This window comes from Blochmannia endosymbiont of Camponotus sp. C-046, assembly GCF_023585865.1.
In the GTDB taxonomy this organism is placed as follows: domain Bacteria; phylum Pseudomonadota; class Gammaproteobacteria; order Enterobacterales; family Enterobacteriaceae; genus Blochmanniella.
Genome location: NZ_CP097752.1, coordinates 230,725 through 243,940, shown reverse-complemented (window position 1 = coordinate 243,940; position 13,216 = coordinate 230,725). Strand labels below are relative to the sequence as shown.

The window sequence follows — 13,216 nt, the reverse complement described above, 5'->3', positions numbered from 1 at the left end:
AACTAAATCATAGCTGAGCAATGTTCATTACGAGGCTGATGTACTATGGTTATCTTTTAATGAATATCAGCACTAATCAGTGATTAAAAAATTTTACAGTTTTATGTTCTTAAAACTCAAAATGTTGGAAAATACAATACATGCAACAATTAATAGTCGATATCTCCAATATAAAAGTATCCAATAATTTACCATTCGTGTTATTTGGCGGGATGAACGTTTTGGAGTCACGAGATATAGTCATAAAAGTTTGCGAGCATTATGTCAACATAACTCATAAGCTAAATATACCTCATGTATTTAAAGCATCTTTCGACAAAGCAAATCGTTCATCAATTGATTCATATCGTGGGCCAGGATTAGAAGAAGGTTTACGTTTACTACAAGAATTGCGGGAAATGTTTGGAGTCAAACTTATGACTGACGTACATGAAATTTACCAAGTAAAAACTGTATCAGAAGTAGTAGATGTACTACAAATTCCCGCGTTTTTAGCCCGACAAACTGATTTAATTGCATCTATTGCGCAGACTGGTATGCCAATTAATATAAAAAAACCACAATATATGAGCCCTACTCAAATCATACACATTGTTAAGAAGTGTCATTCATTTAGCAATAAAAAAATTATTTTATGTGAACGTGGCACTGTATTTGGCTATAATAACTTAATAGTAGATATGCTAGGATTGAACATAATGAATCACGTTTCTAAAGGCTGCCCGATAATAGTAGATGTCACGCATTCTTTACAAACACGTAATCCATTAAGTCCCATTTCTGGAGGAAGAAATACACAAATTTATGATATCGCTAGAGCGAGTATTGCAGTAGGGATAGCTGGATTATTTCTGGAAGCACATCCTAACCCTCGTTGCGCTAAATGTGATGGATTCTCTGCATTACCTCTAAATCAATTAGAAAATTTCTTAAAGCAGATGAAAGCTATTGATGAATTAGTTAAATCTTTTTAAAATTACACATCAAAATATTGAATTAATAATAAAAAACAAAATTTTCTAATTCAAATTATTTTTTAATAGCAATGTATCTAAAATTTAATATTGCATATAAATATTTTAAATTTATTTAATTTTTTTCATGTAATCAAAAATATTACAACTTTAAAACATTACTATGACCATAGTAACATCCATTCGAAATTTTTTCATCATAAAATAAATATACTTCTGTTAAAAATATAACATCATATACACTTTATAATAAAAATTGTCATACATTCAGAATAGGCCAAATCAACCAATTTAATATGTTTAACAGTTAAATTTTATTAATCCCAGTACCAATGATCAATCACAACATCACCTTAAACATAATTTATAATTTAAAATTAAATAAAAATCATAAAAAAAATAACATTTGCTGTTTTTTAAAAACAGTGTCGTATATCTATCATTTTATTATCGTTTATTAATTTTATTATTATATATAGATTTGAATTCTTATTAATATTCATTTAATATTATTATACCCGTGACGATTATTAATGAATTATATGTATTATATTACATATAATAACTTATTATGATCGGTTACGTTTACTTATACAAAAACTCATGCTAATAATTTCCAAATCTTACATTCATGGAATGCATCCAAAAAATTTGATGATAAGATATCACTATGTAAATAAAAAATAAATACAATAAAGTATATAAATATTATGCAGGTAGTACCTATACCTTTGTGTAATAAATTAAAATACATGCGTACCAGTTACCTATAATGATTCGTTTTTATTTATAAATTTTCGTGTATGTTTTGTTTAAAATACACTTGAATTATCTGATTTTTGTTATTATTTTAATGTATTTTCATTAAAAAAATTAATAAGTAATTAATCTCTGTCAGTAACAAAATTTATAAATAATTAATTAAAAAATATTTTTTATTTTAAAGAATTAATCTTGATACACTCAAGATAACAAAAATTATAAATTTATAAAAAATATTAATTAAACACTTAATATAATATAACTACTAATTACAAATTCTAATATTTGGTAGAACATCAAAAATATATCCTCTAAACAAACATAAAGATCTATATACTTCTTATGCAGAAATATATATGCATTAATAAAAAATTATATTATTATCAATCAATTTTCAATATCAATTGAATTTAAATACGATTTTTAGAATTTTATATTCTTCACACATAACAATATTATGATAGAATGACAAAAATGTTACTGGTGTGAGGAAAATATTTTATAAGCATCAATAAATTGAAAGTATCTACGAGTATTCTATTATTTCTTCATAATAAGTTAATATGTTTAACATATGCTGCAGGATGGTATTTCATCCAATGAAAATGGCAGAATAAACCTAAACAAATTAAACCTTATTACATAACAAATAACATATAAAAATATTAGAATATAAATACCATCGTTAATGCTTTTAATAACTTTAAAAAACAAAAATCAATAAAATTATACTCCATCTCCTCTATAAGTTTAGAGAGGAGATGGATCTAAATTTATATAAAAAATTATTTATCTGAACAGACACCTATTAAGGTTACTGATATTTTCAATTTAACACATTAAAATTTAAATATTACAGTTATCATACAAAATATAGAACGGAATTACATATAATCACTTTAACTGTGCATATTTACTAAAACAACATGCAATGAGAAAATCAGCCCATTATAACACAACCAAAATAGCATTATAATCCAATAATAAACATAGGATTTTATTATGACATAGATCTTTATATTATCTCAAAAAATAATCTAATAATTATGTCAAACTCAGGTAATACTTGATAAAATAAAAACGCATATTTATTACAACCAACATTATCTAAAAAAATTACAGAAGAGTTATCTATGCACATGGTGAAGAATATATACAATATCCATTGTATATAACAAATATTTTACCTTATTAAACAACCGAGTTGTATTATCATGAACATATATCAATATATATATATATTTTGGATCACATATACCCAACATAAATTTTTATCAAAATCTCAAATTATCTAAAATTTATGGACCTTACTAGAATAAAAACAGTAAAATAAAAAATTATTGTATTTTTCATCTTTTCTAAAAATAAAAAAATAATAATATATAACTTACAAAATATGTCACAAGCACTTAAAAAATATGATCATCGCAATCTTGCGAAACAATTACACCTATACCACACACAAAAAGATGCCCCTGGTATGATATTTTGGCATCAAAACGGATGGATCTTATTACAAGAACTAAAAAAAATTATACGAATACAACTCAAAATATATGAATATCAAGAAGTAAAAAGTCCTGTTATGATTAATCATGCATTATGGAAAAAAACAGGTCACTGGGATAATTATCATGAACATATATTTACTACCGCTTCAGAAAATAATGAGTATTGTATTAAACCAATGAATTGTCCAGGACACATTCAAATTTTTAATCAAGGTATTAAGTCTTATAAAGATTTACCTTATCGCATAGCTGAATTTGGAAATTGTTATAGAAATGAACCATCTGGATCTTTACATGGGCTCATGAGAACACGAGAATTTACCCAAGATGATGGTCATATTTTTTGTACAAAAACACAAATATTCGACGAATTAAATCACTGCATTAAAATGATGTACGATGTATATAATACGTTTGGTTTTAAAACAATCTTAGTAAAATTATCTACCCGCCCTGAAAAAAGAATTGGTACTGATTCAATATGGGATATGGCAGAACAGCATTTATCTATTGCACTTCAACATAATAATATTACATTTCAATATCAACCTAATGATGGCGCATTTTATGGCCCTAAAATAGAATTTACTTTACTCGATTCTCTAGGTAGAACCTGGCAATGTGGTACAATACAATTAGATTTTTCTTTACCAAATCTATTAAACACATATTATATCGATCATCATAATAATCGCGTTGTTCCCGTAATGATTCACAGAGCAATCCTTGGGTCCATGGAACGTTTTATTGGTTTAATAACAGAAGAATATGCAGGATTTTTCCCAACGTGGCTAGCCCCAACACAAGTTGTACTCATAAACGTCACTGATCAACAATCCGAATACATTTCTGCTATAGAAAAAAAGCTAACAAATAAAAAAATAAGAACAAAAGTAGACTTGAGAAATGAGAAAATAGGATTTAAAATTCGCTATTATACCTTACAACGCATACCTTATATGTTAATTTGCGGAAACAAAGAAATGAATCAAAATACAGTAGCTATACGTACATATCGAGGTCAAACATTAAAAAACTGTAATATTGATATATTTATAAAAAAATTACTACACGAAATTAAAAGTTACAGTGTTTATCAAATGGAGGAATAACATATTATTAAATTCGTAAAAAAAATACAATCAATACGATTAAATCGTATTAACAGAGAAATCAGCGCTAAAAACGTCCGTCTAACTGGAGTAGACGGAAAACAAATCGGTGTGGTTAGTTTACATGAAGCGCTTAAGCAATCTGAAGACATTGGTCTTGATTTAGTTGAAGTTAGTCCTAATTCCGATCCACCTGTATGTAGAATTATGAACTACGGTAAATTTCTATACGAAAAGAGCAAATCCACAAAAGAACAAAAGAAAAAACAAAAGGTGATTCACGTTAAAGAAATAAAATTCAGACCAAGTACTGATGAAGGAGACTACCAAGTTAAATTACGTAATTTAATTAAATTTCTCAACGAAGGAGATAAGGTCAAGATAACCTTACGTTTTAGAGGAGGAGAATTAGTACACCACCAACTTGGTACAAAAATGTTATACCGAATACGTAATGAGTTGCATGAATTAACGACAGTAGAATTTTTTTCTAATAAAATTGAAGGGCGCCAAATGACTATGATTTTGGCTCCAAAAAAGAAATAACAATATCTACTATTTAAATGTATATAAATAGCAATTTCATTATCTAGATCTTGGCGTTAAAACACATAATAAAAAATTATAGAGATCAGTATATGCCTAAAATTAAAACACTTCAATCGGCCAAAAAACGATTTAAAATAACAGCTTTAGGAAATTACAAACATAAACATGCTTATATGCGACATATTTTAACAAAAAAATCTACAAAACATAAACGCCATTTACGTCAGAAATCTATACTTCCTACAATTTATGTGACTACAATTATGAAATGTTTACCATACATATAAATCAATGGTATTTGAATTACTGAAGAAAATCTATATATACCATCGTTTAAATTATTAGGAGCGCAATACGTATGACACGCGTAAAAAACAGTGTAGTAGCACATGCTCGTCATAAAAAAATTTTAAAACAAGCAGCAGGTTACTATGGAGCAAGATCACGTACTTATCGTGTTGCTTATCAATCAGTTATAAAATCTGGACAATACTCTTATCGAGACCGTCGTCAGAAGAAACGCTTATTCCGTCGATTATGGATTTATCGTATCAATGCCGCATCACATAAATATGGAATGTCTTATAATAATTTAATAAATGGATTACATAAATCTAATATATATATCAACAGAAAAATGATTGCTGATATAGCCATTTTCGATAAAAAAACCTTCTCTAAATTAGTCGACAAAGCAAAAAAATTAATTGTAGACATACATAAATCTACTCAATAAGAAATACATATTCATGTAATATAAAATTCATAATAATAATGCAACTACAACTAGTATTAGTAATATTAAATAATTAGCACAGTTAATTAAATTAAAATATCATATAATTGTTCTTTACATATATATTATATCAAAAAAACAACCTTGTATTGCTATATTAGTTATAGCGGAGTGTTCATGTCATTAGATCGTATAAACGACTTAGTTATACTAGCGAAATCAAACATAATGCAATCTAACAATATAGATGAATTAGAAGTAGTACGCATTAAATTTTTAGGTAAAAAAGGACACCTGAACCAACAAATCAAAAATCTTAATGATAGTCCATCAGATGTTAAGCCTAAATTGGGAGCAGCTATTAATCAAGCCAAAAAAGATATATACACATTATTTATTAAACATAAAAACTTCTTACAATCAAAAAATATAAAAAATACCTTAATCACCGACACATTAGACGTTACTTTACCAGGACGTTTATCAGATACCGGTACACATCATCCAATAACGAGTACTATAAAACGTATGAAGGTTTTTTTTAATTCTTTAGGCTTCTCCATAATACATGGCCCAGAAATTGAAAATGATTACTTCAATTTCGATGCCTTAAACATTTCTAAGTATCATCCTTCCCGAGATGAACATGATACCTTTTGGTTTGATGAAAAACGTTTACTTCGTACACACACATCCGGCGTTCAAATACGTTTCATGAAAAATAACCCCCCCCCCATTCGTATCATTTCTTTTGGACGAGTATATCGCAAAGACTATGATCAAAACCATACACCTATGTTTCATCAAATGGAAGGATTAATGGTAGATTCTAACGTTAACTTCAGTCATCTAAAAACAATATTATATGATTTTTTATATAATTTTTTCGGAAAAAATACCACTTTACGTTTTAGACCATCTTATTTTCCATTTACAGAACCATCTGCAGAAATAGACGTAATGAAACAAGACACTAAAAATTGGTTAGAACTTTTAGGATGTGGTATGGTGCATCCCCAAATATTACATCATTTTGATATTGACACAGAAAAATTTTCGGGATATGCCTTTGGCATAGGAATAGAACGACTAACAATGTTACAATACAATATTGATGATATACGCGTTTTCTTTAAAAATGATTTACAATTTCTTGATCAATTTAAATAATACAAGGACATTTAAATGAAATTTAGTGAAATGTGGATACGCGAATGGATAAATCCACCAATTAGTAGCATTGAATTAGTTGATCAATTAACCATGGCTGGATTTAAAGTTAATGAATTAAAACCTGTTATCAATATTTTTTATGGAGTAATTATTGGTGAAATTGTAGAATGCAAAATGCATCCTAATGTTAATAACATGTGGATAATAAAAGTAAATAAAGGTAATAATGAATTATTAAATATTGTTTGCGCCGCCTCCAATTGTCGTAAAAATATTCGAGTAGTTGTTGCTAAAGTAGGAGCAGTATTACCAAATGGACGTAAAATTAAAACAAAAACAATACACGGTAAAGAATCAGAAGGCATATTATGTACTTTTTCAACATTCGGAATCATTAACCACACAGTAGATATAATAGAATTACCTACAAATGCACCTATCGGAGAAAACTTTTATAACTATTTACGTTTTAATGATAACATTATTGAAATCAACGTTACTCCTAATAGAGGAGATTGTCTGAGTATCATCGGAATCTCTAGAGAAATAGCAGCTATAAATCATTTAAAATTAAAAAAAATAAAAATAGAACCAACTATTCCAACAATCAACGATACCATCCCTATATCTGTCGAAATTCCAGATGCATGTCCACAATACTTGGGAAGAATTATAAAAAACATTCATATTACAGCTCCTACGCCTTTATGGATAACAGAGAAATTACGTCGCTGCGGCATCTGTTCAGTTAATATAGTTGTAGACATTATTAATTATGTATTGCTAGAGTTAGGACAACCGATTCATGTTTTTGATTATACAAAAATTGATGGCAACATAATACGTATACGTTTTTCTGAAATCGGAGAAATTCTAACATTATCCAATCACAATAATTTAAAATTATCGCAAAATACCATCATCATATCTGATCGTAAAAAACCATTATCAATTGCTGGAGCAATCATTCCAAATAAATATTCTGTTTGTTCTGAAACTCGTCATATAATGTTACAATCTGCTGTTTTTACTCCGTCTACTATCGCGAGTCAATCCATATTACATCCCATTCACGATCTGTATTCCTTCCGTTATGTGCGAGGCATCGACCCCAGCATATCTCAATTAGCTTTGGATCGTGTCACCTCATTATTACTAAAAAACTGCGGTGGTTGTCCTGGTCCAATAGTAAATATAACTAACAAAAATATACTGCCAAAACCAATCAATATCATATTAAATCGCACTAAATTAGACAAAATTATTGGATTTCATATCATAGATTCAGAAATTACACATATTTTAAGACGCTTTGGTTTTCAAATAAAATTTTCAGATAACATCTGGAAAGTACTTCCACCAACTTGGCGTTTTGATATCTCTATAGAAGAAAACTTGATATCAGAAATAACACGTATTTATGGATATAACAATATCCCTCGCGTTTCTATTTGTACAAACTTAATAACAGATCGTACCCATTCATCAACTATACCGTTATCAAGAATAAAAAATTTATTAGTAGATCGTGGTTATCAGGAAATAATAACATATAGTTTCGTAAGTTCTGGTATGCAAAAACTATTACACCCGAAAAAAATTCCATTAATTCTAAAAAATCCAATTACATTAGAAATGTCTACTATGAGGCTATCTTTATGGTCTGGATTAATCAAAACAGTAATATATAATCAAAATAGACAACAAAAACAAATTAAATTATTTGAAAGCGGTATATGTTTTATTCCTCAAAAAAATTTTGAAAATCAAGTGTATCAAGATTTTATGATAGCTGGGATACGATCTGGACTTAGATTTAATGAACACTGGGATTTAAAAAAAATACATCCAGTAGATTTTTACGATATAAAAGGAGATGTAGAAGCTTTATTAAACCTAACTAACAAGTTACATTGTATTAGATTTAAAAAATACACACATCCAGCATTACATTCTGGTCAAAGTGCAGCAATTTATTTGGAAAATATATGTATTGGATACATTGGTATGATTCATCCTTCTATACAAATGACACTAAATTTACGTTCACAAACACTAGTTTTTGAGTTATCGTGGAATATGATTTCTCAATTTATATTATCTAAAGTTACTTCCATTTCTAAATTTCCTAAAAATTTTCGTGATATTTCTATAATAGTACCAAACAAAGTATCCGCAGAATCTATCATTGCTGAATGCAAAAAAATTGATAACAAAGATCAATTAGTTGACATCAAGTTATCTGATGTTTATAAAAGTAAAAACATTGAAAAAGGTTTTAAAAGTTTTACTATTAAATTATATTTACAAAGCAAAACTCATACTTTAAAAGAAGAAGAAATTTCTGATATTGTTAACAAATGTTCGATGATTTTAAAAAAACGTTTCAATGGAACATTAAGATAATAATACTCGTATCGTTACTATTATCATATTTAAATGTTAATTTATATACTATTTAAAAAATAATTAAAAATGAATTTTTATATAATATATATATTATATATCCTTTTTTTAATCACTTAATCTTTCAAAACAAAAAAACACACCCGCACAATAAGTATACATTTTATATAATAAACACCGAATATAATTAGATAATATTAATTATGTAAACCAACAATCTTCATATCTTGTACTAAAATTTAGTAAACAAAATTTAAAACTTATTTCAATAAGAATATTTAACTGTTTTATATATAAAAAATATCTGTATCTCAATTAGAAATTAAAAAATATATTATAATAATATTTAAACAATGATGAAACTTATATTCACCTCCCAGTAATTTGATTTATTTGTATTAATTGTAATATAATTGTAAATTAAAAACACAGATCAAATTTATTTCCAATACTGATAATTTAATAAAAAATAATTTAAAGTTATTATTATTAATGATAGTATATTTCCATATGGCATATAAGATTCACGCTTTAATTAAATATCAAAAAAAGGGGAGCTATGCGTTCTTTTCGATTATTATTATCTAACTCTTATGATCCATGGTTTAATTTATCACTTGAAGAATATATATTTAAAAACATACCTAAAAAACAATCTATACTATTTTTATGGAGAAATCAAAATACAGTAGTGATAGGACGCGCTCAAAACGCATGGAAAGAATGCAACACTCGCCGAATGGAACGAGATGGCATTAAATTAGCTAGAAGAAGTAGTGGCGGTGGCGCTGTGTTTCATGATTTAGGTAATACTTGTTTTACCTTCATTTCTACTCAAGAAAATTATGACAAATATGTATCCTCTAATATAGTTTTGAATGGATTGCGTCACATTGGGATTAAAGCCATCATTTCTGGACGCAATGATATTGTCATACATACAGCAAATGGAGAACGTAAAATTAGCGGTTCTGCATATCGTGAAACATCTGGGCGTAAATTTCATCACGGCACACTACTTTTACACGTTGATATTAATAAACTCGCTTATTATCTTAATCCAGATTCTAAAAAACTAGAAACTAAAGGGATTACCTCTATTCGGTCAAGAGTTGCTAACTTAAATGAATTAAAACCTGGAATTAATCACCAAGAAGTATGTCAAGGATTAACAGAAGCGTTTTTCCAATATCATGGAGTGAGAGTACAGCCAGAAATATTATCTATAGATAATTTTTATAATATCCCAGAGTTTTTAAAGCAATTCAATAAACAACGTGATTGGAACTGGAATTTCGGAAGCGCTCCTGCATTCACACATCAATTAGATACCCGTTTTGATTGGGGCAGTGTGACGTTACATTTCGATATAGAACGTGGTATTATTCATCGTACCCATATTTTCACTGACAGTTTAGAACCAGATCCTTTAGAAACACTGGCAAAAAAATTAGTAGGCATTCCATATAATAATAAAAGCATTCTCTCTTGTTGTCAAGAATGGATGAAAATATGGCCTCAACACAAAAAAGAATTATCAGAAGTTTCTAGTTGGTTAATCAAAACAACATCTTAATTCATTGTTAATTTTTAATAAGCTTTAATTTCAATTAAATTTTAAAAATTTTCAACGTAACTACATATATGTAGTTATACATCTTAATTATAAGAAGATTCATATGAAATATTTTCTACTAATCAAAAAAAATAAACCAATTAGCATACACTTTTAATATATGTTATTCTGAAAGAAGTTGCCATATCAGTTACATTTCACATCGTTTGAAATAAAAAATTAATTTTAGAAGAATACTACAACAATCTATCTTTAATACACTATTTTTATTAAATAGATACTGTACTAAATTTCAACATTCGTTGAATTTAAATGAAAATTTATAAAAATTAACATATGATTAGAAACTATAATTTCTAATACAATTAGATATGTAGAACCATTTTCTATTTGCATATTTTTACTTTCATAAATATTTAATGCAATGAAAAATAATTGAGTGTTTAGTATGGTAAAATATTATGTAACAAATTTAAAGGAATTTATCATGAAAAATAATATCAAAAAAAATATACACTGCATATCCAAAAAACATGTTTCTTGGAATGGTCTAACACTGACTGAAGCGGCAGCACAACAAATTCTTCACTTAAAAAACAAAGATCCTAATATATTAGGATTGAAAGTAACCATAAAAAAATCAGGATGCGCAGGATTTTCATATCTTATGGATAAAGTTACATCACTAGATGATGATCACTTAATATACGAACGTAACGGAGCTAAATTATTCATACCATTGCACGTCATGCCATTTGTTGATGGAACCGAATTAGATTATGCACGAGAAGGATTAAATCATATGTTTAAATTTAATAATCCTCAAGCTCAACATTCTTGTGGATGCGGTGAAAGTTTTAGCATTTAAAAAAAGGTATTATTATTATGATACATAATAACTCTAACATATATGACATTAATAAAAATTTATATACACATGATAATTCATATTATAAGGAAGGTTTTTTTACCAAATTAAATAATGAAGAACTCAAACAGGGTATTAATGAAGATATAATACACACTATTTCAAAAAAAAGATCAGAACCAAAATGGATGCTAGAATTTAGACTTTCAGGTTATCACGCTTGGCGTAATATGGAAGAACCACATTGGTTAAAAGGAAATTATCAAAAAATCAATTATAATTCCTATAGCTATTTTTCTGCTCCAGCATCTGTAACTAAACAAAAAACCCACGAAACACAAAAAAATACAAACACTTTTTTAAATAAATCAAAATACTTAACCACAGAAGTAGAACAAACCTTTAATAAACTAGGTATCCCAGTATATGAAGAAGGAAACGTGGCAGTTGATGCTATATTTGATTCGGTTTCCGTGTCTACTACGTTCCGACATACCTTATTAAAAGAAGGTATCATTTTTTGTTCATTTCACGACGCTATTCGAGATTACCCAGATTTAGTACGTCAATATTTAGGAACTGTAGTGTCTTTTAAAGATAATTTTTTCGCTGCACTTAATGCTGCAGTTGTATCTGATGGTACGTTTGTATACATTCCTAAAAATGTACGCTGTCCTATGGAGCTCTCAACTTATTTCCGAATGAATTCTAAAAAAACCGGACAATTTGAACGGACCATTTTAATTGCAGATACAGGTAGTTATGTAAGTTATATTGAAGGATGTTCAGCTCCAACACATAATAACTATCAACTGCATGCAGCAGTTGTAGAAGTTATTGTTCTAAAAGATGCTCAAGTAAAATATTCAACAGTACAAAATTGGTTTTCTGGCAACCAAAATTCTCAAAGTGGGATTTTAAACTTCGTTACTAAACGAGCACTATGTTCTGGAGAAAATGCTAAGATGTCTTGGACTCAATCTGAGTCCGGATCCGCTATTACTTGGAAATATCCAAGTGTAATTTTAAAAGGAAAAAACTCTATTGGAGAATTTTTTTCAGTCGCCATTACTAATGGCATACAACAAGCAGATACTGGAACAAAAATGATTCATATAGGAGAAAATACACGCTCCACTATTATTTCAAAAGGTATTGCACTTGGAAGCAGTCAAAATACTTATCGAGGATTAGTTAAAATGATGAAATCTGCTTCAAATTCACGTAATTTTACACAATGTGACTCCATGCTGATAGGAAAACAATGTAGTTCTCATACCTTTCCTATCATTGAATCACATAGTAATAATTCACAATTAGAACATGAAGCTACAACTTCGCGTATTAGCGATAATCAACTGTTTTATTGTCGACAACGTGGAATTAATGAAGATGATGCTATTTCTATGATTGTAAATGGATTCTGCAAAGATATATTTTCTAAATTACCTTTAGAATTTTCTGCAGAAGCACAAAAATTACTAGAAATTACTTTAGAACACAGCGTTGGATAAAATCCCATAATATAAGTACTTTCATAAATCATAGT

At 27.9% G+C, this 13,216-nt stretch carries 9 protein-coding genes and 1 pseudogene; all 10 read left to right on the top strand.

The features are described from left to right. The first annotated feature begins 140 nt into the window (after positions 1-140). The 10 genes and pseudogenes from kdsA to sufB all read left to right on the top strand — a co-directional run bounded on the left by kdsA (position 141) and on the right by sufB (position 13,181). Complete coding sequence (gene kdsA / locus M9409_RS01000) at positions 141-974, top strand: 3-deoxy-8-phosphooctulonate synthase (protein ID WP_250227090.1); 834 nt, start codon at positions 141-143, stop codon at positions 972-974. A gap of 2,007 nt (positions 975-2,981) precedes the next feature. Further along, positions 2,982-4,359, top strand: a pseudogene (thrS, locus tag M9409_RS00995) (threonine--tRNA ligase); the annotation flags it as partial. Between the two features lie 6 nt (positions 4,360-4,365). Continuing rightward, complete coding sequence (gene infC / locus M9409_RS00990; RefSeq protein ID WP_250227233.1) at positions 4,366-4,905, top strand: translation initiation factor IF-3; 540 nt, start codon at positions 4,366-4,368, stop codon at positions 4,903-4,905. A gap of 92 nt (positions 4,906-4,997) precedes the next feature. After that, positions 4,998-5,195, top strand: a complete 198-nt coding sequence (gene rpmI, locus M9409_RS00985; RefSeq protein ID WP_250227089.1) for a 50S ribosomal protein L35 — start codon at positions 4,998-5,000, stop codon at positions 5,193-5,195. A gap of 71 nt (positions 5,196-5,266) precedes the next feature. Further along, positions 5,267-5,644, top strand: a complete 378-nt coding sequence (rplT, locus tag M9409_RS00980) for a 50S ribosomal protein L20 (RefSeq protein ID WP_250227088.1) — start codon at positions 5,267-5,269, stop codon at positions 5,642-5,644. A gap of 177 nt (positions 5,645-5,821) precedes the next feature. Then, positions 5,822-6,814, top strand: coding sequence for a phenylalanine--tRNA ligase subunit alpha (pheS, locus tag M9409_RS00975; RefSeq protein ID WP_250227087.1), 993 nt, complete (start codon positions 5,822-5,824; stop codon positions 6,812-6,814). Between the two features lie 15 nt (positions 6,815-6,829). Further along, complete coding sequence (pheT, locus tag M9409_RS00970; protein WP_250227086.1) at positions 6,830-9,223, top strand: phenylalanine--tRNA ligase subunit beta; 2,394 nt, start codon at positions 6,830-6,832, stop codon at positions 9,221-9,223. A gap of 559 nt (positions 9,224-9,782) precedes the next feature. Next, positions 9,783-10,799, top strand: a complete 1,017-nt coding sequence (locus tag M9409_RS00965; RefSeq protein ID WP_250227085.1) for a lipoate--protein ligase — start codon at positions 9,783-9,785, stop codon at positions 10,797-10,799. Positions 10,800-11,286: 487 nt separating this feature from the next. Next, positions 11,287-11,667, top strand: a complete 381-nt coding sequence (sufA, locus tag M9409_RS00960) for a Fe-S cluster assembly scaffold SufA (RefSeq protein WP_250227084.1) — start codon at positions 11,287-11,289, stop codon at positions 11,665-11,667. A 17-nt stretch (positions 11,668-11,684) separates the two neighbouring features. Further along, on the top strand, positions 11,685-13,181 hold the full coding sequence (gene sufB / locus M9409_RS00955) for a Fe-S cluster assembly protein SufB (protein ID WP_250227083.1): 1,497 nt from the start codon (positions 11,685-11,687) through the stop codon (positions 13,179-13,181). Positions 13,182-13,216: the final 35 nt, after the last annotated feature.

What these genes read in the sequence shown, in the direction of transcription:
- sufA (WP_250227084.1), top strand. Translation starts at nt 11,287, where the DNA reads ATGAAAAATAATATCAAAAAAAATATACACTGCATATCCAAAAAACAT.
- pheT (WP_250227086.1), top strand. Translation starts at nt 6,830, where the DNA reads ATGAAATTTAGTGAAATGTGGATACGCGAATGGATAAATCCACCAATT.
- kdsA (WP_250227090.1), top strand. Translation starts at nt 141, where the DNA reads ATGCAACAATTAATAGTCGATATCTCCAATATAAAAGTATCCAATAAT.
- sufB (WP_250227083.1), top strand. Translation starts at nt 11,685, where the DNA reads ATGATACATAATAACTCTAACATATATGACATTAATAAAAATTTATAT.
- pheS (WP_250227087.1), top strand. Translation starts at nt 5,822, where the DNA reads ATGTCATTAGATCGTATAAACGACTTAGTTATACTAGCGAAATCAAAC.
- M9409_RS00965 (WP_250227085.1), top strand. Translation starts at nt 9,783, where the DNA reads ATGCGTTCTTTTCGATTATTATTATCTAACTCTTATGATCCATGGTTT.
- rplT (WP_250227088.1), top strand. Translation starts at nt 5,267, where the DNA reads ATGACACGCGTAAAAAACAGTGTAGTAGCACATGCTCGTCATAAAAAA.
- rpmI (WP_250227089.1), top strand. Translation starts at nt 4,998, where the DNA reads ATGCCTAAAATTAAAACACTTCAATCGGCCAAAAAACGATTTAAAATA.